This is a genomic window from Persicobacter diffluens (assembly GCF_036244895.1).
Classification (GTDB): domain Bacteria; phylum Bacteroidota; class Bacteroidia; order Cytophagales; family Cyclobacteriaceae; genus Persicobacter; species Persicobacter diffluens.
Map to the genome: position 1 here is coordinate 358890 of NZ_BQKE01000001.1, position 26495 is coordinate 385384.

The following is a 26495-nucleotide window of genomic DNA, read 5'->3' on the forward strand; positions in this document are numbered from 1 at the left end:
TTTAAACTCTTTTGATGTGGTAGGGGGCAATTGAATCATAGTGTCTTTGAACGATTTCCTTCAAACTGAGTGGTTTTTTGGGGTAGGCCAGCGCTTCCAGTTGCTTTTTGGATTGTCGCATTTTTTTGGAGGAGTTAAGGTATTCCCAATATCCAAAATAAACGCCAAAGCGGAAGTTCACCCAACGAAACATCATTTCAAAGGCAATTTGTAAATTATAAAGCCATAATCGCCAGCCGTTATAGTGGATGCCATGGACAAAAAATCGGTTCCTGCGTGCGATAGTGTCTACCCAGGTCTTTCTTAACTTGCCCGTAGAAACCGAGCCTTCATGACGACATACCGCCTGGTGTTCATAATAGCATTTCCAATGCAGGCGGTGGGCACGAATTCCTAAGTCCAAATCCTCCGAATAGAAGGGAGAATAGATTTCGTCGAAACCACCCATGGCTTTTAGCTTTTGGGCATCCATCAGCGCATTGGCACCGGATAAATAGATGGTTGGAGTCCAAAAACCTTCTTGATGGTCCTCTAACAGGTAGTTGTTATCGGCTTTCAGCTTCAGTCCTCTCATGATGGGCAGCTTGGCGGTATCCTGAATTTTATCATCAAAATAGCCAATGATTTTTCCCATGACCCCAAAGGTATCTTCCTGCTCAAAATATTTGAATTGAGGTTCAAAATAGCCTTCGGTCAGGATAATGTCGCTATTCATTAAAAAAATTAGCGCTTTACTCGCTCTTTGAATACCCGCATTACAGGTGGCAGAAAATCCTTCATTCTTTTCTTTGGCAATAATGATATGCTCGGCATAATGCGCATTCAGGAAATCCACCGAATCGTCAGTGGAACAGTCATCCACTATGATTACTTCAAAATCCTGACATGCCCGGGATAATTCCTGAATCAAAGAGGGAAGGTTTTTTTCCAATAGTTCTCTTCCATTGTAATTAGGAACAATCGCTGAAATACTTCTCATGAAAAAATAGAATGAGTGATCGCTTTATTATTAAGTTTCAAAAATAGGGGAAATAAAGATGTGAATAAAATTGAGGGCATGGAATTTAGTCTTTTCCGAAATTTCAGTCAGAAAACACGTCATTGGGGTACACAAGATTGACAGGAAGTGTGTCAATTTGAGGCTTGAAGCGAAAAGAAATTTTTATTTTATGACAGCTCGTGTCAATTTGTCACGCAAAAATCACTGATTGGAGCGCTTTTCCGCATTGGCACGCCACTTGATGAATAATTCCCGAGCGTCTTTTGGGCGTGTTTGAAAAGAAAAAAAATTAGAAAACATATAAATCAATTATTGCAATGGGTAAGATCATTGGTATCGACTTAGGAACCACCAACTCTTGTGTGGCTGTGATGGAGGGTAACGAGCCTGTAGTTATTCAAAATGCGGAAGGGCACCGTACAACTCCATCTATTATTGGTTTTTTGGACAATGGAAATGGTGAACGTAAAGTAGGGGAGCCTGCTAAGCGTCAGGCCATTACCAACCCTGTGAATACAATCGCTTCTGTGAAGCGTTTTATGGGTAAGAAATATTCTGAGGTTTCTACGGAGGCTAAAGAAGTAGCTTACCAAGTAGAGCAAGGAGCTAACGACACTGTTCGCGTGAAGATCGGTGATCGTCAATATACTGCTCAGGAGCTTTCTGCAGTTATTCTTCAGAAAATGAAGTCTACTGCTGAAGATTTCTTGGGTACTGAAGTAACGGAAGCAGTTATTACTGTACCAGCTTACTTCAACGATGCAGAGCGTCAGGCAACCAAAGAAGCAGGTCAGATTGCTGGTTTGGATGTGAAGCGTATCATCAACGAGCCTACCGCAGCTGCTTTGGCTTACGGTTTGGACAAGAAAATGGATGATCAGAAAATCGCTGTTTATGACCTTGGTGGTGGTACTTTTGATATCTCTATCCTGGAATTGGGTGACGGTGTATTTGAAGTATTGTCTACTAACGGTGATGTTCACCTGGGTGGTGATAACTTTGACCAAGTGATCATCAACTGGTTGGCAGAGTCTTTCTTGTCTGATCACAACGTAGATTTGCGTAAAGATCCAATGGCATTGCAGCGCTTGAAAGAAGCAGCTGAGAAAGCGAAGATCGAGTTGTCTTCTTCTACCAGCACTGAGATCAACTTGCCATACATCATGCCGATTGATGGTATTCCTCAGCACTTGGTGAAGTCATTGTCTCGTGCACAATTCGAGCAATTGGCAGATGATTTGGTACGTCGTTCTATGGATCCTGTGAAACAGGCATTGAATGATGCAGGTTTGTCTACTTCAGATATTGATGAAGTAATCCTGGTAGGTGGATCTACTCGTATCCCGGTTATTCAGGAGTCTGTTGAGAAATTCTTCGGTAAGAAGCCATCTAAAGGGGTGAATCCGGATGAGGTAGTAGCAATTGGTGCTGCCATCCAGGGTGGTGTATTGACTGGTGATGTAAAAGACGTATTGTTGTTGGATGTTACGCCATTGTCTTTGGGTATTGAGACCATGGGTGGCGTAATGACGAAATTGATTGAGTCTAACACGACTATCCCTACCAAGAAGTCAGAAACATTCTCTACTGCTGCGGACAACCAGCCATCTGTAGAAATTCACGTACTTCAGGGTGAGCGTCCTATGGCTGCTCATAACAAGACGATTGGTCGTTTCCAATTGACTGACATTCCACCAGCACCACGTGGTGTTCCTCAAATCGAAGTAACTTTTGATATTGATGCGAACGGTATCATGCACGTGTCTGCCAAAGATAAAGGTACTGGTAAAGAGCAGAAAATTAAGATTGAGGCATCCTCTGGCTTGAGTGATGAGGAAATCAACCGCATGAAAGAAGAAGCGAAAGCGAACGAGGCTGCGGATAAAGAAGCAAAAGAGAAAGTAGAGAAAGTTAACCAGGCGGATTCATTGGTTTTCCAAACAGAGAAGCAATTGAAAGAATTCGGCGATAAGCTTTCTGAAGGTAACAAGAAAGCAATCGAAGATGCTTTGGCTACTTTGAAAACTGCGCATGCTTCAGGTGATGTGGCTCAGATCGATCCGGCAATGGAAGGTTTGAATAAGGCATGGGAAGCAGCTTCTCAAGAGCTTTACCAGGCACAACAGGAAGCACAAGGTGGTGCTCAGCCGGGCCCTGACGCAGGCGCTAATGCTGGCGCAGGTGCAGCAGGTGGCGACACAGGTTCTTCTGCAGAAGATGTAGATTTTGAAGAGGTGAAATAATCCTTTAGATATAAATCATAAAATAGAAAAGCAGCCTTTTGGGGCTGCTTTTTTTTTATGGTGTATTTTTCACAATCCATTGAACCAAATCAAAGTCTTTGATAATTTTTAAACGGTTAGAGAAGGTGTCGCCAACATGGGCCTCCTTTTTAAAATAGGAAAGTGGAACAGTGTCCGGATGATTTAGCTCCTTAGCAGAAAGCAGAATCTTGGGATACTTTATTTGATCAAAATGAGAAAGCATCTCCGGAGTAAATTCATTTTGGTCGTTGGTAATCACCAAGATGTTCTTCCAATTGATACGCCTAACTCTGCGGTTCCATTTGGTTCTGGCTTCTTCCTCATTTTTGTAATGCAGAAAATGAATCTCAATTTCTCCTTTTAAGCAACCAATGGGGTAATGATGTTCCTCCAGGTGCTTTTTTGCAGATGGATATTTTGACTCCTTGATAAAAGTTAAAGGAGCATGAAAAAAATACTCCGGTGCACGGCACAGCTCGTAGAAATCCTCCGGATAGAGGAATAAACCCACCGTCGGGGAATTGTATGGAATGCCGGCTTCTTTGCAGGTTTGTCCACCCAGGCAATTGCTGGAGAGTAGGGTGAATGGTCTGCCTTTCAGGCTTTGAGTAGCGTATTTTTTATATAGCCATTTTTTTAGCTTCCTTGGAAGTAAAAGGCTATTGAATAATATCTGAATCATGAATTTTACCTCTAATCGGGGTAAGTTATCCCCATTTACAATACTCCAAAATTCTTAATTTCAAAGGATAAAACATACTTCATCGACTTTTTTGAGTGATTTCAAAACCTAAGTATAATCAGTGAGGAAAAAGCGCTTTTTAGCCTTAGGCGATGGGGAACTGGGAGTTCCAGAGCATCTTTATAATAGTCTGCGTTAAAGATTCTCATTTTAAGTAAAAACTATTTTGAAGGTTATTTAGCAGGTTTTAATATGCTTTTAGTTTTGAACTGTTTCGGTATATGCTCACTTTTGTGATTTTAAGAGTAACTGAAAAGTTTAGGAAGGTTTGCTGATGTATTCTTTTTGTTTGGGAAAGAGGTGATTATCTGTTTTCGCCCGGTGGGAATGGGTGGGTTTTATTTATTTTAAAACGAGAATAAGTATTGACTTTTGATTTTATGTGGAGGAAATACACAAGGTTATGGTGGTGTGGGAATGAAGGCGTATTTAATTTTGGTGATGAGTTAAACCCATGGCTTGTTGAGAAAATATCCAAGACTAGAATAAAAAGAGTACATAAGTTATCAGCATACAATCTTTTTAAAACTCATATTTGTATCGGTTCCGTGATGAATAGGGTAAATAAAAGGACCGTAGTTTGGGGTGCTGGTATAATGGATAAGGATACTAAATTTGAAGAATCAGATTTTCGTGCGGTAAGGGGACCTTTAACTCAAAAAAGAATAAAGGATCAGGGCTTTTGCCCGCCGTCTACCGTCGGAGACCCAGCTCTTTTGTTACCTAGGTTTTATTTACCTGAAAGGAAGGAAAGAAATAAATACGGGCTAATTCCTCATTATGTGGACTATGCTGATGTTTTAAATCGGGTAGAAGGAGATGGAAATATAAAGGTTATTGATCTAACGGGTAGTATCGAACAGGTTATCGATGAAATCAATGCTTGTGAAATTATTTTTTCAAGTTCTCTGCACGGGATAATAGTCGCTAACGCTTATGGTAAGCAGGCGTATTGGTTGGCTTTCTCTGATAAGTTGAGTGGTGATGGGACAAAGTTTTTTGATTATGGACTTTCTGTTGGAATGGGAAAATATCAAATCAATTGCACAAAAGTAAATAGTCAGCAAAAATTAGACTCCTCCTGCTTGGAGGAGATCATAGTCCATGGAAGTGCTTTTTCTGTAAAAGTGGACTTGGAATTGATGCAGGATGAACTGTTGGAGAGCTGTCCTTTTTATTGAGTTTTGGATCCTGAAAAATTTTAACTTTAGATTGAGAATTGATGGAGGTGTCAATAATTATTCCTGTGTATAATGCCGCAAAGTATTTGGAGGAGACTGTAGCATCTGCTCTTGCTTCCACCAATTGTGATTTTGAAATTATCCTAGTGGATGATAAGTCTACAGATAATTCGCTGGAAGTGATAAAATCCTTGTCCTCTGATTATTCACAGGTGAAGTATCTGGCTTTTTCAGAAAATAGGGGAGTTGCATCAGCCAGAAATGAGGGGATTCGGGCTGCTAAAGGTAAATTTATACTTCCCTTGGATGCAGATGATCTGATTCATCCTGAATATTGTGAAAAAGCACTGGAAGTAATTTCCACCCGGGAATATGATGTGGTGTATAGCCAAGCCAATTTTTTCAATGATCAGAAAGAGTGGCAATGGAACTTAGGAGCATTCAATGCGCAGCGAATTTGGGTGTCAAATATGGTTTTTGCTACTGCCTTTTTCAGGAAATCTGATTGGGAAGAGATTGGGGGCTATAATGTAAATATGGACAAGGGTTTTGAAGATTGGGATTTCTGGCTGGGTTTCGTAGCAAGAGGCAAGCAATTTTATCAAATCCCAGATGTCCTTTTTTATTACCGGCAATTAGAAGGTTCCAGGACTTGTTCAGCTAACCTTAATAAGGTGAGGATGTATGAGCAAATAAAAAAGAATCACAGGGCTTACTTTAGCAGGCACAAGCTGTCCAATAAATTCTTAAGAAAGGAGTTGCGGAAGCGATTCTTTATCATTAATTGGTCCAAAAGGAGAGGGGTGAAGTTGCGTCTGTTTGGGGTGGATATTATAGGTTAAAGAATTTTTTTTTGGATTATTTTCACGGGAAACCTGATTGAAATTAATAAAAAGGCAACTTTTGAAAAGTTGTAGGCTCGGGTTAATTTTTTAGTTTTGACTCTACTTATTAATTAGAAAAAGTAAGGCATTTCTCTGTAGCCTTTTTTATAGTAAATTCTTGAAATGATTTTAGTTGCCTTTCATAAAGAGTATCCCTATTCAAAAAGTGAGATTTTCAAACCTATTCATGTTGGGAAAGCGCTGTCTCGAGTCGAACTACCAATGATTTCGGATATGGATGGAGAGGACCACATTTCCGAGAAGAATAAAAATTACTGTGAGCTAACGGCCATGTATTGGGCGTGGAAAAACCTTCCATTGCAAAATCTTCCGTTTATTGGATTTATGCATTATCGTAGATTCTTGAATTTTGATCAGACTGCATTAGGATCCTTTTTGCATGGTTTTTCTCCTTATGAAAAGGTGAAAAAGGTTATGAGAACAGCCACAGAGTGGTCAGGCATTTATAATGACAGCCATGGGGAAAAGATCAATCATTATTTAAACACCCATGATGTACTCCTTCCGAGGAAGTTTTATAAAAAGCGGCTGTCCCCCAAAGACGATTTTTCACAGGCCCATTATAAAGAGGATTGGGAGGTTTTCGAACAGGTGATCAGGGAAGGTTATCCCCATTACTTTCCTACTTTTGAAAAGGAATTCCTTAAACAACCCGCCCGGGTCTATATTTATCACATATTTATTATGAAGCCTGAGCTGTTCAGCTCCTATATGCAGTGGTTATTTGATGTTTTGAGCAAAATGGAGGGAAAGCTGAAGGCCGAAAAATCCTCCGATGTTTATCAGGCAAGGGTTTACGGTTTTTTAGGCGAGCGACTATTGCATTTATTCGTCACTCACCATCAGTTAAAAGTTAAAGAATTACAAACCATTTTTATTGAAGACTAAACTTGGTCTTTTTTTCCTCCATTGTGAATTGCTTCCCTGGTGAATGAGGTTTTTCCTGAAAGTATTTTAAAGCAGAGGCAATGACCTGGTGCATGTCATAATATTTGTACTCTCCCAGTCTTCCTCCAAAAATCACATCGGGTAGCGCTTCGGAAAGGGCTTTATACCGCTGATATAACTCCGTGTTTTTGATATCATTTATGGGGTAATAGGGCTCATTTTGTGGAGAATTTCCCAATGGGTATTCTTTGGTAATGACTGTAGTGGACTGGCTTCCGCCCTCAAAGTGTTTGTGTTCCACAATTCGGGTGAAAGGAGTTTCCGCGTCGGTATAGTTGACCGCCGCTACTCCCTGAAAATTTTTTTGGGGGAGTTCTTCAGATTCAAATTTCAGACTCCGGTATTCCAGCTTCCCGAAACAATAATTGAAGTACTCATCAATTTTTCCGGTATACACCACTTTTTTGGCCAGGCTTTCCCAATAGGCCTTGTCTTCAAAAAAATCCGTGTTGGTTTTACATTCAATGCCTTCCAAGAGCCCACGGGTTAAATTGTTGTAGCCACCAATGGGAATGCCCTGATAATGGTCATTGAAGTAATTGTTGTCAAAAGTATACCTCACTGGCAGCCTTTTAATGATGGAAGGCGGTAATGCGGTGGCTTTTCGGCCCCATTGTTTTTCAGTATATCCTTTGATCAGTTTTTCGTACACATCTCTTCCTACCAAGGAGATGGCTTGCTCTTCCAGGTTCTGAGGGTTGCTTATCCCCTCCTTTTTTATCTGTTTTTCAATAATGTCCTTAGCCTCCTCAGGGCTTGTGCATCCCCAAAGTTGATAAAAGGTATTCATATTAAAAGGAAGGTTATACAGGCTTCCGTTATAATTCGCTATTGGGCTGTAAACAAATGGTTTGAATTCTACAAACTGATTGACATACTCCCAAATGCGCTTACTGTTCGTGTGGAAAATATGAGGACCATACTGGTGGACATTTATCCCGTTGACCTGCTTACAATAAATATTTCCTCCCAAATGGCTTCTTTTGTCAATGACCAGGCATTTTTTTCCTCTTTGATGCGCCTCACGGGCAAAGACCGCCCCGAATAAGCCGGAGCCCACAATCAAAAAATCATACATGTAGCGAAAAAGATGGTTAAGAGGGGCTCAAGTTAAAAAATATTGATTCAAATTAAATCACCCCACCATAATATTCGCACTTGGATATTTGTAGTTTTTTGAATATTTACTTGAACTTATTGCGACAATAAAGGTCAGGCTACCTACCCTGCCCAAAAACATGGAATTGATGATAATCCATTTACTCCAATAGTCCAGAGAGGAGGTTAAGCCCATGCTAAGCCCACAGGTGGAGAAGGCGGAGATTTGCTCGAAAATGATGACTTGCAAAGGGGATTTTTCCTGAAAAATCGTTAGTAGAATAATGGAGACGGCATTAATCAGAATGGCAAATACAAAAATGGCATTGGCATTGAATAAGGCCTCTTTGGGTAATTCCCGTTTGCCGATTTCGATTCTTGATTTTCCACGGATGTTGGCATACATGGAGGAAAGCATCACAAAGAATGTGGAGGTTTTAATGCCACCCCCGGTGGATCCTGAGGATGCTCCAATAAACATCAGAAAGGACATAATCAGGACAGTAGAGGTTTTTATTCGGGAAAAGTCCACCGTGTTAAAGCCGGCGGTACGGGTAGAAACGGATTGGAACATGGCCGAGATGATGGACTGGCCTGTATTCATGCCAGACATCACATTGTTCTTTTCCAAAAACCAAAAGCAAAGGGTCCCGAAGATGATCAGGAAAAACGAGACCCAAATGGAAATCCGGGTTCCTAGCTTCCATTCCATCCAGGGCTTTTCCAGTCTTTCTCTTAGCCTTTTGATGGAGAAAAGGTCTTTCATGGCACCAAAGCCAATTCCTCCGCAAATAATGGTCGCCGCCACGATGACATGCAGCAGGTAGGCATCGCGCACACCGGCTTCGTAAAGGTTATTGGTATATAAACTAAAGCCGGCGTTACAAAAGGCCGAAATGGCATGGAACACTGAAAAGAAGATTTTCTGTAATTGAGATTCAAATTGAACGCCCGACCCCCAGGTCATGTAGATGCCTACTGCCGCAGCGGCTTCAATCAGAAAAGTCATCTTGAAAATGACCTTTAAAGTCTCAATGGAATCTTTGAGGGAGTCCGAGCTCAGGTAATCCTGAATGAGCATTTGTTCTTTGATATTGGACTGCCCTCCCAGGATACCGGAAAAGAAAACGGCAAATGCAATAATTCCCAGGCCTCCCAGCTGGAATAAAAGCATAATAACGAATTGTCCTTTGGTGGTAAAATAGGTGGCAGTATCCACTACGATGAGGCCCGTGACACAGACCGCACTGGTGGAAGTGAATAGGGCATCAATAAAGGGCATGGAGCCACCAGAAGTCGTCATGGCGGGTAACATCAGCGTGCCGGCTCCCGCAAGAATCAGGCTTAAGAAGCTAAGGGTGATAAGTTTGGCCGGTTTGATGGTAAGATTACTGAGAAAGCGGCTGGCAACGGCAAATTCATTGATGAAAATGAATAATAGACAGAGGGAAACAAAGAAAAAGTAAAAGTTGGAATGCCGGGTGTGGATGAACTTCGATTTGAGTAAAAGCTCAAAAATATAATTGTCCAAATGGTGGGTTGTGGCCTTATTGAGTAATACAAAAAGGATGAGCGCAAATTCGAATTTATGCGATAGCAGAAATTCCTTCATCTTCAGACTGTAAATGCCCCGGGCTATAAAGTTGATGATATAAAAATCTAAAGCGATATCCAGCCAGAAGGTCACTTTCTGTAGCCGCACCTGATCCAGTTCAAAGCCAATGGCATAAACAATCCCTAATACTACTGCCAGCGTAATGAAAAACCGGGAAATACCAATGATTTTGTAGGCAATTGGCCTGCTGAGGTAAAGTTGGTTAATGATACGCTCAAATATCGGATTGCGGCTCATGAGGGGAAAGGCATTAAATGGAAAACAAAAAAACCAATGCTCTTCAGAAGGAAAACGAGACACGGCAAAGATGTTATGCAATATCACATTTTCTTTCGAAAAAGAAATGGCTTTCAGGCTTTGCCGTAATTAACCGGAATAAGGAATGCTTCAATCCTTGATTAGCCACAAGGCGGGAAAAAGTAAGGATTAGTCCCCTTTTTCGAATTTTTCCCGACGGGCAAAGTGAAAGAGGAGAAAGCAAGCTGCTCCAAATTGGGACTATTATAAAATCAGTAAAATCAATGGCAAGGAATGGAGAAAACTTACTTTATAGCGTTTTACGAAATTTACGGTGATAAATTCGTTTTAACCAAAGCGAACTATTCGTTCAAAACTATCGACTACCGTTTCGGTAATAATCAAATTATCGCTTTAAGAGTTCCGGTATTAAAACACATTTAAGTTAAAAGATCAAAGTACTTGTTTTTGAGTGCTTCTTCGTAAAGGCGTTTTTTATCTATTGGAACCACTCCCAATGATTCACAAACCAATCCGCCTCCAAGGTTAGCCAGAGAGGCGGTGAAGTCTAAAGGAAGACCCAAAGCCAGGCAAAGGGAGGCAATACTGATCACGGTATCTCCTGCACCGGAAACATCGGATATGCTGCGAATATGGGCCGGAACATGAACGTGTTGCTTTTCATTCTTGATGAATACACCTCTTTCCGACATGGTGATCAGGGCAGTATCTGCCTGCAGGCTTTTTAATAATTGATCTACCGCTGCTAAAACTTCTTCCTGATGATCCGCATTAAACTCAATTTTTAAGCCCTCTTTGATTTCTTTCAAATTAGGTTTGAAAAGCGTCACGCCCTGATAGTGCATGAAATTACGTTTCTTCGGATCTACTACCGTAGGAATATTTTTGGCCCTGGCCCAGCTGACCACCTGTGCAATCACCTCTTTATTCAGGACGCCTTTATCGTAATCTTCGAAGATGATCACATCCACACTGTCAATGATTTCTTCAATTCTGTTTAAAAGGGTTTCCTGTTCTTCTGCATTCAGGTTTTGATCATTCTCGGTATCAATACGCAACATTTGTTGCGAACCCGCCAATACCCTTTGCTTCACCGTCGTGGTACGGTGGTGACTTTTGATAATTCCCTCTGCAGAAACGCCTCTGGCCTCCAGTAAATCCATAAAGCTTTGTCCCTGGTCATCATCTCCTACCAATGCACAAAGAATAGGGGTCGCCCCCATGGACTGAATATTTTTGGCCACATTGGCCGCGCCACCTAAACGATCCTCTTTCTTGTGGATGTTCACCACCGGTACCGGCGCCTCCGGAGAAATACGGTCGACCTTGCCCCAAATGTAGGAGTCCACCATTACATCTCCGATCACCAATACCTTCAGTGGATTAAAACTTTCGAATAGTTTATCTAAAGAGGGATATTTCATTTTTATCTAATTCTTTTTCAAAGTGCAAAAATAAAAAAGAAACGCTTTTCCCACGGATTATCTCTCCTTTTTTAGTCTGATCTGCCCGGACAAAAAAAAAGCGCCTGAAAAACAGGCGCTTGTAGCGTAATATTTTGTGGCGGAATTAAGCCAGTTGCGCTAATCCTGCTTTCATTCTTCGGATGGCTTCTCTTAGTTGCTCTTCTGAGGCAGCATAAGATAAACGCAGGCAGTTAGGTGAGCCAAAGGCAGCACCAGACACGGTAGAAACATGGGTCTCCGTTAACAAGTACATCGACAAATCATTCGCGTCTTTAATTTCTTCGCCTGCGGGAGTTTTCTTTCCAAAGAAGTCAGAGACATCCGGGAAGAAATAGAAAGCACCCTCAGGCATATTTAAGTTCATGCCCGGGATCTCAGACAATAATTCGTATACCATCGAACGGCGGTGGTGGTAAGCCTCTGCCATTTTCTTGGTAGGCTCCGTATCGCCGGTCAAAGCCGCCAGTGCTGCTCTTTGGGCAATAGAGTTGGTGCCTGAAGTGAATTGCCCCTGTAATTTTGAACAGGCTTTAGCAATGAACTCAGGTGCACAGATATAACCAATTCTCCATCCGGTCATGGCATGACCTTTAGAAAGACCGTTCACCGTTACTGTACGCTCTGCCATTCCTGGTAAGGTGGCGATAGAGCAGTGCTGGCCGGTGAAGTTGATGTATTCATAAATTTCATCCGCAATCACCACGATGTTGTCATGCTTGGTCACTACATCTGCAATAGCCTGTAATTCTTCTTTTGAGAATACGGCACCTGTAGGGTTACAGGGAGAAGAGAAGATGATGGCTTTGGTCTTTGGTGTAATAGTTGCTTCCAGTTGGTCTGCCGTAGCTTTGAAATCTTTTTCAATGCCAGCATCAATGAAAACAGATTTACCTCCGGCAACGCCGACCATCTCCGGGTAGCTTACCCAGAATGGGGAGTAGATGATCACCTCATCTCCTTCGTTGATGATGCACTGGAAAACATTCGCAATGGAATGCTTGGCACCGGTGGAAACTACTATATTTTCAGCAGTTGCGTCAATACCATTCTCACGCTTTAATTTTTCCGCAATTGCTTCACGCAAATCCTGATAGCCAGGAACAGGAGTGTAGGTGAAATAATCTCCCGAATCGATCGCATCCTTAGCCGCCACCTGAATATGTTCCGGTGTTTTGAAGTCAGGCTCCCCCAAACTTAGGCTAATAACGTCAGCACCCTGTGCTTTGATTTCACGGGCTTTTTGGGCCATGGCGATTGTCGCTGAAACGGCCATGGATTTTACGCGATTGGATAAGATGTCCATTAGTTAATGCAATTATGCGGTTTGATATTTCTTAATAAACACTGAAAAATTAAACAGTATTCGTAATATTTCCGAAAGAAAAATGATTTTTAACAAGTCCCTGAGGTGATGTTGTTCATCAATCTGAAATTTTAACATCATACAGGGGTAATTTTAGTTTTGTTTTAAAAATAACAAACCTTGTTGTAAAAAAAATATCCGATCCCTCTTGTCGAAGTATCGGATATTTTGGATCCCTGAACAGGGAATATTCCAATTTTTAATTAATCAGCGAAAGAGACTCTGGCCTGTATGGATCGACCCAGGGTGACTTCATCCGTATATTCCAGTTCACCGCCCACAGGTATACCCCGAGCAATGGTGGTGATTTTTAAATCTTCAAAAGCTCGGAGTTTTTTGGTCAGATAGAAAGCGGTGGTGTCTCCCTCCATGGTGGGAGAAAGCGCCAGGATTACCTCTTTGATCGGTTCGTCTTCTTCTTTTGCTTTTTCAATCCGGCGGATGAGTTCTGAAATTTTCAGAGTCGAAGGGCCAATGCCTTCAATGGGGGAAATCACGCCCCCCAGCACATGGTAATGACCGAAGTACTGCGCCGTATTTTCTACCGCCATTACATCCTGTGATTCTTCCACCACGCAAATGATAGCACCATCCCGACGTGGAGACTGGCAGATATTACAAACCTCCTCATCGCTGATATGATGGCATTTTTGACAGAACTTAATGTCTTGTCGCATTTTGACGATGGCTTTGGAGAGTTGCTCACTTTGCTCTTCCGGTGCTTTGAGCAAATGCATCACCAGCCGCAGGGCAGTTTTTTGACCAATGCCCGGCAGTTTGGCAATTTCGCCAACGGCGTTTTCAATAAGTTTAGATGAAAATTGCATATATGGTGTTGAAACCTATATAAAGGTTGGATTTCTGAAACTTAAATGATTTTAGCATCAATACCGGCTTCACAGATGGCATCCTTCATTGGACGCAATTCTTTCATGCTGCCTTTCTTAACGGAACATTTTCCTTTATAATGGATAATCCAGGTGCACTGTTCGGCCTGTTCGGTAGTGTGTCGGCAGACTTTGATGAGTGTATTGATGACATGGTCAAAAGTGTTGACATCATCATTGAAGACCATAAGATCCCGCTCCTCCGTGATAGTGTCCTGCACCAGCACTTCCTCCAATATTTCCTCTAGAATATCGTTTCTCATGGTGAATAAATATTGTTTTGATCTGTAAAGATACCAAATAATATGATAATCAATTGGTTATTAGTTGAGTTTCCGATTCGAAATTTTTCAATTCCAGCCGCTTCCCGTCAAATTCTCCGTAAAGGCAGTGCTTGAACCATTCCCCAAGATTATAATAACGGGCATTTTCATTGATCTTCAGATTCAGGGGCAAGTGCCGGTGTCCGAATAAATAATAATCGTGGTGGTTTTCCGCCTCAATTTCCTTACAATAGGCAAAAATCCACTCGTCTTCCCCCAAAAACTGCTCATCAAAGTCTGCATTTTGCAGTCTGCTGCCTTGTGACCATCGGGTGGCGATACCAATACCCAGGTTTGGGTGTAAACGCTCAAAGCACCATTGACAGAAAGGGTTGGCGAAGATTTTCTTAAGGAATTTATATTTCTTGTCTCCCGGGCCCAGCCCGTCACCATGGCCAATCATCATTTTGATACCATTAATTTGCAAGCTGATGGGTTGTGCCTTAATCACTGGGATATTCAGTTCTTTGGGAAAGAAATCAAACATCCACATGTCGTGATTCCCGGTGAATAAAAGGATGTGGATACCCCGGTCTTTCAGCTCCGCTAATTTGCCTAAAAATCGCACATAACCTCTCGGGACAACCGTCTTGTATTCAAACCAGAAGTCAAAAATATCTCCCAAAAACAGGATGGCGTGCGCATCATCGGCAATGCTGTCCAGCCAGCGGATGATTTTTTTTTCCCGGATAAGGCTTTGCTCGGCATCAGGAGCACCCAGGTGAAAATCAGAAGCGAAATATATTTTTTTGCCGTTGGGCAAATGTTGTATGGAATCTAAATTCATCAGGAAAAAAGGCTTGCAGCCAGCTTAAAACATTTGTGTGCGAAAATAAAAAAATCAGATGAGGATCCCCCATCTGATTTTATCTATTCCGGTTTTTTATACCTTTTTAAGCTTCTGTATTCTCCTCGGAAGTTTTTTCTTCTTTGGAGGGCTCTGCGCTTTTATTGGTGTATTCCTGATAAGTGGTTTGCTTCTCGAAAGGACGCTTTCCAATTAATCTTTCCAGATCGGACTGGAATAAGATTTCCTTATCCAACAACTCCTGCGCAATCAGCTCTAACTGATCATTTTTGCTCATCAGCAACTCTTTGGTGCGCTGATAGGCATCTGCAATGATTTTGCGTACCTCCTCATCAATTCTTTCGGCGGTCGCATCAGAGTAAGGTTTATTGAACTGCATGTCTCCCCCTTTGGAATCGTAGAAAGAAACATTGCCAATTTTATCGTTCATCCCATAAATCGAGACAATGGAATAGGCCATTTTCGTTACCCGCTCCAAATCACTCAATGCTCCGGTAGAAATTTTTTCGAAGATAATTTCCTCCGCTACACGACCACCCAAGGCCATACACATTTCATCGATCAATTGCTCCGTCTGATACAGGAACTGCTCTTTTGGAAGGTATTGGGCATAACCCAAAGCCGCTACGCCACGCGGAACAATACTTACTTTCACCAATGGATCAGCATGCTCCAGGAACCAGCCTGCCACTGCGTGACCGGCCTCATGGTAAGCCACAATTTTCTTCTCCTCAGGAGAAATAATCTTGTTCTTTTTCTCCAAACCTCCAATCACGCGGTCAATCGCATCCTGGAAGTCCTGCATGTCGACATGCTCCTTATCTCTACGTGCGGCAATCAAAGCCGCCTCATTCGTTACGTTCGCAATTTCTGCACCGGCAAATCCCGGAGTTTGGGCTGCTAATTTCTTCGCATCCACATCAGGTGAAAGCTTCAGATTATTCAAATGCACCCCAAAAATAGCCTCACGTCCTAAGATATCCGGCTTGTCAATGGAAATCTGACGGTCAAAACGTCCCGGACGAAGCAATGCGCTGTCCAGTACATCCGGACGGTTAGTAGCCGCCAAAATGATCACGCCCGAATCCGTACCGAAACCATCCATCTCTACCAACAGGGAGTTCAGGGTGTTTTCGCGCTCATCATTGGAGCCCGGCATCTGGCCTTTACCACGCATTCTACCGATCGCATCAATCTCATCGATAAAGATGATACAGGGTGCCTTGTCTTTTGCCTGTTTGAAAAGGTCTCGTACACGTGCGGCACCTACCCCTACAAACATTTCCACGAAATCAGAACCTGATAAAGTAAAGAAAGGAACGCCTGCCTCGCCGGCAACGGCTTTCGCCAAAAGGGTTTTACCAGTACCCGGAGGGCCCACTAATAAGGCGCCTTTAGGAATTTTACCGCCCAGTTTGGTGAATTTGGAAGGTTTCTTCAGGAATTCTACTACTTCCTGCACCTCTTCTTTGGCTTCGTCCAGTCCGGCAACATCTTTAAAAGTAATTTTTACTTTATTCTCTGCGTCGAAAAGCTGTGCCTTGGATTTACCAATGTTGAAAATTTGGCCGCCAGGTCCGCCACCGCCGGTCATCCGGCGCATCAGGAACCAAAAAGCGAACAACATCAAAATCAAGAAACCATAGTTGAAGATAAAAGAGGTGATATCTGAACGATCCTCTACCTTATAGCCGATTTTCTGATATTCAGGATCTTTTTCCTTTAGCTTATTTTCCAGATCGGTATAATGGGTAATAAAAGCATCACCGGATACTATATTAACCTTGTACTGTGGGCCCTCAGAAGCGGGCATGCCAAATGCCGGAGCAGATTGATCCTCCTTATATTTGGTTTTTTCCATTGCTTCCGGTTTCAGGGTGATTTCCACCAGATTTTGGTTTCTGATCACCAAAACCTCCTTCACGTCACCATCGGAAAGCATGGTGTCGAAGCGATCACGGGTAATGTCTTTTGCAGAATTGCCTTTGCCGAACATGCTGAAACCTATCACCAGCAACAACAATGAAATAATTACCCACATTTGGTAATTATTTCTAGGCGGCGGAGTAGGAATCATTTTTCGCTTTTTCTGTGGATTCTCTGCCATTATAAATTAGTTTGATATAAAAAATAAACGGAATTTTCTTGGTATTTGATAACAAACGGATTGGTTATGCCTTCGTTCCCTCAATATTAGATTTATTTTCAGGATTTAATACAATTCAAAGTTAATTTATTGTATTATTTATTGCTAACCAATTTGCTATCAACTTTATGAAGTATGCTTAGAGAAGATTCATTAAGAATCAATTCGTGTAATTTTTGCATCTCCCCACATATTTTCCAGATCGTAGAACTCGCGGGTCTCTTTTTTAAAAACATGCGCCACTACATCTACATAATCCAGTAGTACCCATTCTCTGCCGTCCATTCCTTCACGGTGCCATGGGTTGGTTTTGTTCTTTTTGAATACTTCCTCATCAACTGATTTGGCGATGGATTCTACCTGGGTATCTGAACTACCCGAAGCAATTACAAAAAAGTCAGCTACTGCATTGCCCACTTTTCTCAAATCCATGACCACCACATTGCTGGCTTTCTTTTCCAGCATCCCCATCACGACTAACTGGCTCAGCTCCTCGGAGGATAAGTTATTTTTTTCTTCCATTCGATGTATATAAATTAGCGCAGTAATATAATTATAATTCACTCCGCAAAAAATTGGCAAAAAAAATAAGAATAGGAAAAGAAATCAAATTTCTGCCAACATGTCAGTCAACCAATAGTCTTCTGATGCAAATGACCCTGCAGGATGGCACGCAAAATGGCAGTGTCATAGTGACGGAGGATCAAACAGCGGGTCGGGGACAAAGAGGAAATGGATGGGAATCTGAGCCTGGGGCTAACCTGACCTTTTCAATCGCTTTAAAACCAGAGATTATTCACCTTTCGGAGCAATTCTATCTGAGTATGGTGATTGCCCTGGGCATCTACAAGGTGCTGAAGCAATACATTCCCCAAGATGAGCTTCAATTAAAATGGCCCAATGATATTCTGGTTGGCAAAAAAAAGATTTGTGGTATACTGATCGAAAACGTGATCAAACAGGGCCGCATGGAGTGGTCGGTAATCGGAATTGGATTAAATGTGAATCAGATTGAATTTGAGCTGGGCAGGGCCATTTCTCTCGCCATGATTTGTGGACAGCCATTTGACAAACAGGAGATTTTAAGGTTAATATTACAATCCATTGAGCAGGAGTATACTAACTTAGCCATGGGAAGGCAGCAAGCGCTTAAAACTGACTACCTCAACGCTTTGTATGGCTATGAGCAAGTCTGCAGCTACAAGGATTTAAATGGTAAGGTAATTGAGGGAGAAATTGTAGATGTTGAGGATCAGGGCCCACTGGTACTGAAAGTCAATGGAAAGTTGCAGCGTTATCAGTTTAAAGAAATCAAGTTCCTCTCTTTGGAAGAATAAGTGTACTGAATTGAAACAAAGCGTGTTGTAATTGAATTTAATGTAAGCGAAATCAAACTATATTTTTATAAAAACATATGATTGAATCAGGTTTAAAATACAAGGTTAAAGATATTGCTTTAGCTGAATGGGGAAGAAAAGAGATTAAATTGGCGGAGGCGGAAATGCCGGGTCTAATGTCCCTTCGTGAAGAATATGGTGCCGCAAAGCCTTTGGCGGGTGCGCGTATTGCCGGTTGTTTGCACATGACCATCCAGACGGCCGTATTGATTGAGACATTAGTAGCATTGGGTGCTGAGGTAACTTGGTCTTCTTGTAATATTTTCTCAACTCAGGATCATGCTGCTGCGGCCATTGCTGCTGCGGGTATTCCGGTTTACGCCTGGAAAGGAATGAATGAGGAGGAGTTTGATTGGTGTATCGAGCAAACTTTGACTGCATTCGAAGATGGCAAGCCATTGAATATGATTTTGGATGATGGAGGTGATTTGACCAATATGGTATTGGATCGTTACCCTCAGTTTGTGAACGAAATCAAAGGACTTTCAGAGGAGACCACTACTGGTGTACACCGTTTATACGAGCGTGAGCGCAATGGTTCATTGGTATTGCCAGCGATTAACGTGAACGATTCGGTGACAAAATCGAAATTCGATAACAAATACGGTTGTCGTGAGTCTTTGGTAGATGGTATCCGTCGTGCAACTGATGTGATGATTGCGGGTAAAGTAGCTGTCGTTGCCGGTTTTGGTGATGTAGGAAAAGGTTCCGCAGAATCATTGCGTGGTGCAGGTGCTCGTGTTATCGTTACGGAAATTGACCCGATTTGTGCTTTGCAGGCAGCCATGGAAGGTTTTGAAGTGAAGAAAATGGATGACGCGGTGAAAGAGGCGGATATCGTGGTAACCACTACTGGTAACAAAGATATCATCGTGGGTCGTCACTTTGAGTCAATGAAGGACAAAACCATTGTTTGTAATATCGGTCACTTCGATAATGAAATCGATATGGCATGGTTGAACGGCACTTATGGCGATACTAAAGATACCATTAAAGATCAGGTGGACAAGTACACCATTAATGGTAAAGAGGTGATTATTCTGGCGGAAGGTCGTTTGGTGAACTTAGGTTGTGCTACCGGTCACCCTTCTTTTGTAATGTCCAACTCATTTACCAACCAAACTTTGGCGCAACTTGAGCTATGGACCAACAGCGATGCTTATGAAAACAAAGTTTACACTTTGCCAAAGCATTTGGATGAGAAAGTAGCACGTTTGCATTTGGCAAAAATCGGGGTGGAATTAGATACACTTTCTGAGGATCAGGCAGACTACATCGGCGTTAAGGTAGAAGGTCCATTCAAGCCTGAATACTACAGATATTAAGACCAACAGCATGTTGATAAACCCTAATTCGTTCCGGATGGTTTGGTATTAAACATGCGTTAAATTGCATTAACATAATTATAAAAAGGAGTCCCATTTTGGGGCTCCTTTTTTTATATTGATAGTCAGTGAATTAGTCTATAGAACTGGAGGTAATATATAATTAAAATTTATACTATAAAAAAATGTGTTTTAATCATCTAAAAGGCATTTTCATATTGATTTTGTGCTAGTTGTGTTTTTGGTACCTTAGTTTGGTGGTCTTTTTGCGTATAATTGCAAGAAGGGTGAGTGCGCGATATTTAGCTCCTTAGCGAGATTTGATTGAATTTTAACAATTATGAGTTCAATCACCGAATATCAGTTTTTTCTTCGGACGGAGGAAAGGGCCAGTACTCGAAAACATTGATCTATGAACTTTGCCAATTACTTTGTTGAGTCAGTAAACCGGAGCAAGAGGTTTTTTTACACTGCGGCCATCATGATGATGATTCCTACCGCCTGTAAACAAACTAATTCCGATACGTCGAAGACGGAGACCTTAGAGCAGCGCTTAGCGAAACATGCTCCTATGGTGGATGTGGATTTGGACGATATTCGCGATCGGGGACATTTGACGGCGATTCTTTTTGGTAACTCTACCAGTTTTTATCTTTACAAAGGTACTCCTCGTGGTTATGAGTATGAGTTGCTTCAGAGTTTATCGAAATCTTTGGATGTAGATCTTAAAATCAGGGTAACGAATTCCTTTGAAGCAGCTTTAAAGATGCTGAATGAAGGAGAGGGAGATATTATTGCCCATAATTTAACCCAAACCAATGAAAGGAAGATGCTGGTCAACTTCACCGGAACCATGCGGGAAGAGCCTCCGGTATTGGTCCAGCGTGAAGTGGGACGAAAAAACCCGACCACGCCCTTATCTCCCACGGAATTTGTGGTGAAACGCCAGCAGTTGGCCGGGAAGAAAGTATATGTGGGGAGAAATACGGTATTCTCCAATATGCTATATGAGCTTTCTTTAATTTGTAAAGAGCCAGTACAAGTTCAAATTGTAGATAAAACTGCCGAAGAATTGATTCGGGAAGTGGCGGAGGGGAAAATTGATTACACGATCTCTGATGCACATATTGCCAATTCCAATGCGATTTATTTTGGGAATTTGAATACAGAAGTAGCTATTGATGCCCCTCAAAAGCTGGCCTGGGCCATGCGCAAGAATAGTCCTGAATTATTGTCGGCGACAAATGAGTGGTTGAGACATATCAAAACGACTTTCAGTTTTAACGGCATCTATAACCGTTATTATATGGACCAAAGAAGGTTTAAAATGCGTAATGATTCGCAGTTCTCGACCATCAATGGTGACCGGCTGAGCCCATATGATGAAATGATTAAAAAAGGAGCATACAATATCCGCTGGGACTGGCGATTACTGGCGGCTCAGATTTATCAGGAATCCCTTTTTGATCCGCAGGCGAAATCCTGGATGGGGGCGCAGGGGCTGATGCAGGTGATGCCCAATACCGCGAAGTTTTTTGGGAAAAATGAATCCGATCTTTATAATCCCGGGGAAAATATAGCCGCAGGAACCGAGTATTTAAACTGGCTGAATAAATTCTGGGCGAGAAGAATAGAAGACCCCAAAGAACGGATTAAATTTATTTTAGCTTCTTATAATGCCGGACAAGGGCATGTGCTGGATGCCCAACGATTGGCGAAAAAGTATGGGAAGGATCCGGAAAAATGGGAGGATAATGTGGAGTTTTACTTATTGAAAAAATCGGAAGCAACGTTTTATAAAGATCCGGTAGTAAAATCAGGCTATTGTCGCGGAAGAGAACCGGTGACCTATGTAAAAAGCATTTTGAAAAGGTACGATTCTTACCAACAACTTATACCCAGTTAATATTTAACGGCCTCTCATTTTGGGAGGCCGTTAAATTTTTGGTGATTCTAAGCGGGCAGCTTTTCATCCATAAACTCTCTTGCCAGTTTACCACTCAGTATGGAAAGCGGGATGCCTCCTCCCGGGTGTACACTGCCCCCACAGAAGAAAAGGTTTGGAAGTTTGGAGGAGTAATTTGCATGTCTCAAAAAAGCGGCAAACATATTATTGGAGCTGTTCCCGTATAAGGCTCCGGCAAAACTGCTGGTTTTGGCTTCTATGCTTCTGGGGTCCAAAATTTCTTCTGTTTCGATGAGCTCCTCGATATTGGTGCGGAGCTGTCGATTGATTTTCTGAATCAAATGGGTCCTGGCCTCCCTGACGAGTTGATCCCAGTCTTGCCCCTGATTATGGGGGACATTAATCATAGTGAACCAGTTTTCGCAGCCTTTTGGTGCATCTTCAGATTCATATTTTGAAGTAATGCAGATGTAGATGGTTGGATCCTCGAAAATGCTTTTTTGATCAAAGAGCTGCCGGAACTCCTCCCGGTAATTTTTGGAGAAAAGGATATTATGTACGCCTAATTGTGGGAATTGCTTTTTGATGCCCCAATAGAAAATAAGTGCTGAGCTTGATTTCGGCTGATTCAGAAGGAATTTCGGTGCATATGCCTGAGGCAATAGTTTTCGATAAGTATTGACCATGTCCATATTACTGACCACCGCATCAAATTTATACTGCCCTTGGTCAGTGGCAATCCCTTTTACCAGCTTGTCCTCTGTCAGAATTTCTTCCACTCTTTGATTGAAGTGAAAATGAACGCCTTTCCTTTTGGCCAGCTCAAACAACGCCTTGGTAATCGCAATCATCCCACCTTTGGGCGCATAAGCTCCTAATTGGTGTTCCAAATGCTGGATAATATTTAAAGTGGCAGGCGTCTGATAGGGGTCGGATCCATTATAGGTAGCATAACGGTCAAAGAGTTGAATGACTTCTTCATTGCCGTAAAGTTGCTGATTTTCCTGATGCATGGTTCTCAGGAAGTTTAACCTGGGAACTTTAGGATAGGCATTGAATGCTTCCCTACTCCAATAAGTCTTGGCTTTATGAATGCTTTTGTACATGAACAAGGGGGCCAGCGTTTCGTAAAGTTCCTGGCTTTTTTTCATGCCCTTCATGATTTGCCTAAAGGGAACTTTAGTTTTCTGTGCGATTTCCCCTGCAAATTTTTCCACATCGGCATGAGCTGTAATCTCCAGTCCTGATTCATAGAAGTATTTGCAAATAGGATCCATTCGGCTGTATTCGAAATGATCGCGGGGATTTTCGCCTGCCAGTTCAAAAAGTTCATCTACTAATTCAGGCAAGGTGAACAGGGAAGGCCCGGCGTCGAAGCGGTACTCACCGGATTTGATTTCGGAGAGCTTGCCGCCCGGATAGGCATTGGCTTCAAAAACATGTACCTCCTCTCCTTTGATGGCTGAGCGGATGGCGACCGAAAGTCCTGCGACTCCTGCACCAATAATGCCTATTTTGTTCATAGTAGGTTTCCTTTTAAAAAAATAAAGCGGTATAAATTAAAAAATTAATACCGCTTTATCAGCTTAGGTCAGATGTAAATAATGCTCATTGATCAAATACCCGATCAGTAAAAGAGAATTGTGGAGGCAATGAAAGAAAATAGCCCAGCTAATTCCAAACCGGAGTCGGGTAAAGCCAAGGAAGTAACCCGCTACAATTTGAGGAAGAACCATTAAAGGAATTGCCCAAAGGGGAACATCCACCGCTACAAAATTTACAGCATGTGCCAACCCAAAAGAAAACACGGACAACCAGAATAGTCCTTTGAAATATTTACCCCAGATCATCTCCGGCCGGTGTCGCCAGTCGGAGAAATAGAAATAGAGGAAAACCGACAAGGCGCCGATGAGTACTATGGCTAAATTTTTTGGAAGTGACTGAAAGCAAATGGCTGCCAGGAAAACGATCCAAATGAAAAAGGAAATGCCGGCGTATTTGGGCCGAAGAAATAAGCGGAAGCCTAATTCTTCCAGCGTGGGCTGAACAATTCCGGCTAAAACAAAGACCACTGCAAAGGGCATTGTTTCCAGAAACTGTTCAATGGCATGGTTGTCTAAATTATCCACTATGCCCTTCGACTCTAAAGCATATAATACACCCATTACCAAAAACATAGGAATCCACATCATCAGGTAAATTCCCAAAACCTTTGGTAAAGCAGTCTGAAAATCTTCTTTCTGGTAAATATCACGAGGGGCTTTCCAAAAATGCTTTAAGCTTTCTCCCTCAGAAAAAATTGTACTCATGATGCTTATTCCACTTCTACGTAAATCACTTTCTTCGTCTCGAAGAAATCCTCCTCAAAAAAGTCTGGCAGGTCATATTCGCGATAAGGACGCTTCAATTCGGCCATCTCTTCTTTGAGATCTCCCCCTTTTAAATACAAAATACCGTTGAATAAGGGGTGCAAAGATTCGTCTTTGAAATGGGTGCGTACCCAATTAAAGAATGGCTTAATGCGCGTTACCGCCCTGCTGACCACAAAATCGTATTTTTGCTTGACCTTCTCTGCTCGAATTTGCTCCGCCTTTACATTATCTAATCCCAGGGCTTCCGCAACATTTTGCACTACCGTGATTTTCTTCCCAATGGAGTCAATCAGGTGGAAGTTAGTCTCTGGAAACATGATCGCTAAAGGAATACCGGGAAATCCACCACCGGTTCCTACATCCAAAACATGTGCTCCCGGGCGGAATCCCATCACTTTGGCTATTCCCAGGGAATGCAGTACGTGGCGTACATACAACTCCTCTATATCTTTTCTGGAAATGACGTTGATTTGACTATTCCAGTGAAAATATAAATCCTTCAGCTGGCTGAATTGCTCCTTTTGCTTCTCTGTAAGCTCCGGGAAATATTTGAAGATAATATCGACAGTATGTTCCATTGCACTATTTAAATAAAAAGGAGAGTAATAAACTCTCCTTCAGTATAATTTATGCAAAGGTAGAAACTACCTGCTTGTCCTACAAATCGAATGCGAAATTGCATTAAATATGATGCTCGTTCCCCTTAACCAGGTCATACAGTAATTCCCTGGCGCGGTGCAGTTGGGCCTTAATCGTACCCAGTGGGGAACCCAGTTCTTTGGCGATTTCGTCATAGGATAATTCCTGAAAATACCGAAGCCGTACCAGTCGCTGATATTTGGGAGGAAGCTTGGTCACGAACATTTGTACCAGTTCGATTTTCTGACTTTTAATCGCCTCTTCCTGTGGATTCAAAGAACCATCTCTCACCTCTATGCCCACCGTTTCGCCATTATCATCTTTATAAGTAGACTCAATACTTAAAGTATCCAGTTTCTTCTTACGGATAAAGTCAATGGCATTGTTGGTCGCAATGCGAAACAGCCAGGTAGAAAAGGTATAGTCCTTTTTAAATTTGTGTAAGTTCTTGAACGCTTTCGCGAAAGCTTCAATGGTCAGATCTTCCGCATCATCCACGTTGCGGATCATCTTCAGGATGATATGATAAACCGGTTTTTTATATCTTTTCATCAGATCAGCATAAGCCTGCTGATCTCCCTCCTCTACAGCTCGGTCAATCAATTTGAAATCCTCTAATGCTTTTGCTGAAAATGTCTTTCTTGGTGATGATTCCATTGAGTTTGTTTGATAAAAAGTGTTCGCAGTCCTGTTAATACATAATAAAAGACGTATAGCAGGTCTAAAATTGGGATGCTCCAGATCGAAACTTTTTCTCTGAGTCTTTCTGCAGACAATTTAATATTGATACTGATCACTGCAACTACAAGTAGCCCAAATGCCAGTAAATTTATTGATAAACCAAAATGCCAAAGGTTCAGGGGCAGCAATAGCCAGAAAAAGACTTTGCTGATCACCCAGCACCCTAATAGCAGGCGGTCGGTAAATCGGTATTTCACTCCAGCAGAAAGGTGACGTGTTTTCTGATGGATAAATGCCCTCCAGCTTTCCTTAGGTTTGGAATAAACAAAAGCGGCTGGATGAATCTCCCAATCAGTGTTGTGCTTATTGGCCATTTCATTGACCAATAAATCGTCGTCCCCACTGAGAATTTGATCATGGTTACTAAACCCTCCATGGTCGAGAAAAAAACCTTTTTGATAGGCCAAATTTCTACCTACTCCCATATAAGGGTTTCCCCACATTGCAAGTGAAAGATAGGAAATCCCGCTTAAAAGTGTTTCGAAACGAATAAATAAATTCAAAAATCCCTTATGAAAATTATACGGGCTGTATCCCAATACGAATTGTATGTTTTTTTGGAACTTAGAGGCCATAAGGAAGAGCCAATCCTCGCTGGCGGGCCGGCAGTCCGCATCAGTGAAGACCATATGATTGTGTTGGGCGTGTAGGATTCCCTGTTGAATTGCATATTTTTTGGGACTTTTGCCTGCTGGAGTCTCATTTATGGAAATAATATTTAAATGAGAATTGATTTTTTTTTGCTCCAACAGTAGTTTCCTGCTCCTGTCTGTTGACCGGTCATCGACGAATAAAAGCTCCCAATCCTCCGGATATTTTTGTTTTTGGAGATGTTCCAGAAGCTCAGGAATATTTTTTTCCTCATTGTGAATAGCAACAATCAGACTGAGTTTGGGAAGGGAGGACCTGGGAGAATTTTTGGGCTTTTGCCACCAAATTCGGCTAAACAGCAGGCCATGGTAAATCATTTGTAATCCTCCGGCGATCAACCAGCTGATTAAAAGAAAAAAAAGGCTGGGATTCCCCGAGTATTTTTCAATAATATCTTCCAAAAAGCGTTAATTTTGCTCGGTTAAACGGCAAAGCATAGGAAATAGGATGATTACTATAT

General features: G+C 42.0%; 23 protein-coding genes. 7 read left to right on the forward strand and 16 right to left on the reverse strand.

From position 1 onward, the window contains the following. Window position 1: 1 nt before the first annotated feature. On the reverse strand, window positions 2-979 hold the full coding sequence (locus AAA970_RS01510; protein ID WP_338235720.1) for a glycosyltransferase family 2 protein: 978 nt from the start codon (window positions 977-979) through the stop codon (window positions 2-4). A 338-nt stretch (window positions 980-1317) separates the two neighbouring features. On the opposite strand from AAA970_RS01510, the gene dnaK reads away from it, so the two are divergent. Further along, complete coding sequence (dnaK, locus tag AAA970_RS01515) at window positions 1318-3243, forward strand: molecular chaperone DnaK (RefSeq protein WP_053406122.1); 1926 nt, start codon at window positions 1318-1320, stop codon at window positions 3241-3243. A gap of 55 nt (window positions 3244-3298) precedes the next feature. Here the strand turns inward: dnaK and AAA970_RS01520 are convergent, their stop codons facing one another. Beyond that, entirely contained in the window at window positions 3299-3946 is a 648-nt protein-coding gene (locus tag AAA970_RS01520) for a DUF1919 domain-containing protein (protein WP_338235721.1), read from the reverse strand. A 425-nt stretch (window positions 3947-4371) separates the two neighbouring features. Between AAA970_RS01520 and AAA970_RS01525 the strand changes: the two genes are divergently transcribed. From AAA970_RS01525 to AAA970_RS01535, 3 genes are all read left to right on the forward strand, one after another. Further along, on the forward strand, window positions 4372-5187 hold the full coding sequence (locus tag AAA970_RS01525) for a polysaccharide pyruvyl transferase family protein (RefSeq protein ID WP_338235722.1): 816 nt from the start codon (window positions 4372-4374) through the stop codon (window positions 5185-5187). A 41-nt stretch (window positions 5188-5228) separates the two neighbouring features. Further along, a complete protein-coding gene (locus AAA970_RS01530; RefSeq protein WP_338235723.1) occupies window positions 5229-6029 on the forward strand; it encodes a glycosyltransferase family 2 protein in 801 nt (266 codons plus the stop codon). 165 nt (window positions 6030-6194) lie between these two features. Further along, a complete protein-coding gene (locus tag AAA970_RS01535; RefSeq protein ID WP_338235724.1) occupies window positions 6195-6980 on the forward strand; it encodes a DUF4422 domain-containing protein in 786 nt (261 codons plus the stop codon). Here the strand turns inward: AAA970_RS01535 and glf are convergent. The 9 genes from glf to rsfS all read right to left on the reverse strand — a co-directional run bounded on the left by glf (window position 6967) and on the right by rsfS (window position 17526). Then, the gene (gene glf / locus AAA970_RS01540; protein WP_338235725.1) at window positions 6967-8118 is read right to left on the reverse strand and encodes a UDP-galactopyranose mutase; all 1152 of its coding nucleotides are present in this window, start codon (window positions 8116-8118) and stop codon (window positions 6967-6969) included. The genes AAA970_RS01535 and glf overlap by 14 nt on opposite strands. A gap of 57 nt (window positions 8119-8175) precedes the next feature. Next, on the reverse strand, window positions 8176-9990 hold the full coding sequence (locus tag AAA970_RS01545) for a TrkH family potassium uptake protein (RefSeq protein ID WP_338235726.1): 1815 nt from the start codon (window positions 9988-9990) through the stop codon (window positions 8176-8178). A 440-nt stretch (window positions 9991-10430) separates the two neighbouring features. After that, window positions 10431-11435: a D-glycero-beta-D-manno-heptose-7-phosphate kinase gene (rfaE1, locus tag AAA970_RS01550; protein WP_338235727.1), complete on the reverse strand. Its 1005-nt coding sequence runs from the start codon at window positions 11433-11435 to the stop codon at window positions 10431-10433. Window positions 11436-11580: 145 nt separating this feature from the next. Further along, window positions 11581-12780, reverse strand: a complete 1200-nt coding sequence (locus AAA970_RS01555; RefSeq protein ID WP_338235728.1) for a pyridoxal phosphate-dependent aminotransferase — start codon at window positions 12778-12780, stop codon at window positions 11581-11583. Between the two features lie 263 nt (window positions 12781-13043). After that, a complete protein-coding gene (recR, locus tag AAA970_RS01560; RefSeq protein WP_338235729.1) occupies window positions 13044-13667 on the reverse strand; it encodes a recombination mediator RecR in 624 nt (207 codons plus the stop codon). 41 nt (window positions 13668-13708) lie between these two features. After that, complete coding sequence (locus AAA970_RS01565; RefSeq protein ID WP_053406111.1) at window positions 13709-13990, reverse strand: ATP-dependent Clp protease adaptor ClpS; 282 nt, start codon at window positions 13988-13990, stop codon at window positions 13709-13711. Window positions 13991-14039: 49 nt separating this feature from the next. Beyond that, window positions 14040-14837 (reverse strand): UDP-2,3-diacylglucosamine diphosphatase, encoded by a 798-nt coding sequence (locus AAA970_RS01570; RefSeq protein ID WP_338235730.1) that lies wholly within the window; start codon window positions 14835-14837, stop codon window positions 14040-14042. A 106-nt stretch (window positions 14838-14943) separates the two neighbouring features. Then, entirely contained in the window at window positions 14944-16965 is a 2022-nt protein-coding gene (ftsH, locus tag AAA970_RS01575) for an ATP-dependent zinc metalloprotease FtsH (protein ID WP_338235731.1), read from the reverse strand. A gap of 192 nt (window positions 16966-17157) precedes the next feature. Beyond that, window positions 17158-17526 (reverse strand): ribosome silencing factor, encoded by a 369-nt coding sequence (gene rsfS, locus AAA970_RS01580; protein ID WP_053406108.1) that lies wholly within the window; start codon window positions 17524-17526, stop codon window positions 17158-17160. Between the two features lie 53 nt (window positions 17527-17579). Here rsfS and AAA970_RS01585 point away from each other — a divergent pair, with 53 nt between their 5' ends. The 3 genes from AAA970_RS01585 (at window position 17580) to AAA970_RS01595 (ending at window position 21632) form a co-directional block, all read left to right on the forward strand. Beyond that, window positions 17580-18341 (forward strand): biotin--[acetyl-CoA-carboxylase] ligase, encoded by a 762-nt coding sequence (locus AAA970_RS01585; protein ID WP_338235732.1) that lies wholly within the window; start codon window positions 17580-17582, stop codon window positions 18339-18341. 77 nt (window positions 18342-18418) lie between these two features. Beyond that, window positions 18419-19726 (forward strand): adenosylhomocysteinase, encoded by a 1308-nt coding sequence (gene ahcY, locus AAA970_RS01590; protein ID WP_338235733.1) that lies wholly within the window; start codon window positions 18419-18421, stop codon window positions 19724-19726. 412 nt (window positions 19727-20138) lie between these two features. Beyond that, window positions 20139-21632, forward strand: a complete 1494-nt coding sequence (locus tag AAA970_RS01595; protein WP_338235734.1) for an MltF family protein — start codon at window positions 20139-20141, stop codon at window positions 21630-21632. A 47-nt stretch (window positions 21633-21679) separates the two neighbouring features. Here AAA970_RS01595 and crtD read toward each other — a convergent pair whose 3' ends face one another. The 5 genes from crtD to AAA970_RS01620 form a co-directional block, all read right to left on the reverse strand. Continuing rightward, window positions 21680-23155, reverse strand: coding sequence for a 1-hydroxycarotenoid 3,4-desaturase CrtD (crtD, locus tag AAA970_RS01600; protein ID WP_338235735.1), 1476 nt, complete (start codon window positions 23153-23155; stop codon window positions 21680-21682). Window positions 23156-23218: 63 nt separating this feature from the next. Then, window positions 23219-23941: a hypothetical protein gene (locus AAA970_RS01605; protein ID WP_338235736.1), complete on the reverse strand. Its 723-nt coding sequence runs from the start codon at window positions 23939-23941 to the stop codon at window positions 23219-23221. 5 nt (window positions 23942-23946) lie between these two features. Beyond that, window positions 23947-24582, reverse strand: coding sequence for a 16S rRNA (guanine(527)-N(7))-methyltransferase RsmG (gene rsmG, locus AAA970_RS01610; protein ID WP_053406102.1), 636 nt, complete (start codon window positions 24580-24582; stop codon window positions 23947-23949). Between the two features lie 103 nt (window positions 24583-24685). Continuing rightward, entirely contained in the window at window positions 24686-25300 is a 615-nt protein-coding gene (locus tag AAA970_RS01615; protein WP_053406101.1) for an RNA polymerase sigma factor, read from the reverse strand. Next, entirely contained in the window at window positions 25258-26436 is a 1179-nt protein-coding gene (locus AAA970_RS01620) for a glycosyltransferase (RefSeq protein ID WP_338235737.1), read from the reverse strand. The genes AAA970_RS01615 and AAA970_RS01620 overlap by 43 nt, the downstream gene beginning before the upstream one ends. Window positions 26437-26495 lie beyond the last annotated feature (59 nt).

Bases quoted from the DNA above. Each gene is read 5' to 3' on its own strand.
- AAA970_RS01535 (WP_338235724.1), top strand. From the start codon at position 6,195: ATGATTTTAGTTGCCTTTCATAAAGAGTATCCCTATTCAAAAAGTGAG.
- ftsH (WP_338235731.1), bottom strand. From the start codon at position 16,965: ATGGCAGAGAATCCACAGAAAAAGCGAAAAATGATTCCTACTCCGCCG.
- AAA970_RS01510 (WP_338235720.1), bottom strand. From the start codon at position 979: ATGAGAAGTATTTCAGCGATTGTTCCTAATTACAATGGAAGAGAACTA.
- AAA970_RS01570 (WP_338235730.1), bottom strand. From the start codon at position 14,837: ATGAATTTAGATTCCATACAACATTTGCCCAACGGCAAAAAAATATAT.
- recR (WP_338235729.1), bottom strand. From the start codon at position 13,667: ATGCAATTTTCATCTAAACTTATTGAAAACGCCGTTGGCGAAATTGCC.
- dnaK (WP_053406122.1), top strand. From the start codon at position 1,318: ATGGGTAAGATCATTGGTATCGACTTAGGAACCACCAACTCTTGTGTG.
- AAA970_RS01615 (WP_053406101.1), bottom strand. From the start codon at position 25,300: ATGGAATCATCACCAAGAAAGACATTTTCAGCAAAAGCATTAGAGGAT.
- AAA970_RS01530 (WP_338235723.1), top strand. From the start codon at position 5,229: ATGGAGGTGTCAATAATTATTCCTGTGTATAATGCCGCAAAGTATTTG.
- AAA970_RS01565 (WP_053406111.1), bottom strand. From the start codon at position 13,990: ATGAGAAACGATATTCTAGAGGAAATATTGGAGGAAGTGCTGGTGCAG.
- ahcY (WP_338235733.1), top strand. From the start codon at position 18,419: ATGATTGAATCAGGTTTAAAATACAAGGTTAAAGATATTGCTTTAGCT.
- AAA970_RS01595 (WP_338235734.1), top strand. From the start codon at position 20,139: ATGAACTTTGCCAATTACTTTGTTGAGTCAGTAAACCGGAGCAAGAGG.
- rsfS (WP_053406108.1), bottom strand. From the start codon at position 17,526: ATGGAAGAAAAAAATAACTTATCCTCCGAGGAGCTGAGCCAGTTAGTC.
- rfaE1 (WP_338235727.1), bottom strand. From the start codon at position 11,435: ATGAAATATCCCTCTTTAGATAAACTATTCGAAAGTTTTAATCCACTG.
- rsmG (WP_053406102.1), bottom strand. From the start codon at position 24,582: ATGGAACATACTGTCGATATTATCTTCAAATATTTCCCGGAGCTTACA.
- crtD (WP_338235735.1), bottom strand. From the start codon at position 23,155: ATGAACAAAATAGGCATTATTGGTGCAGGAGTCGCAGGACTTTCGGTC.
- AAA970_RS01520 (WP_338235721.1), bottom strand. From the start codon at position 3,946: ATGATTCAGATATTATTCAATAGCCTTTTACTTCCAAGGAAGCTAAAA.
- glf (WP_338235725.1), bottom strand. From the start codon at position 8,118: ATGTATGATTTTTTGATTGTGGGCTCCGGCTTATTCGGGGCGGTCTTT.
- AAA970_RS01555 (WP_338235728.1), bottom strand. From the start codon at position 12,780: ATGGACATCTTATCCAATCGCGTAAAATCCATGGCCGTTTCAGCGACA.
- AAA970_RS01605 (WP_338235736.1), bottom strand. From the start codon at position 23,941: ATGAGTACAATTTTTTCTGAGGGAGAAAGCTTAAAGCATTTTTGGAAA.
- AAA970_RS01545 (WP_338235726.1), bottom strand. From the start codon at position 9,990: ATGAGCCGCAATCCGATATTTGAGCGTATCATTAACCAACTTTACCTC.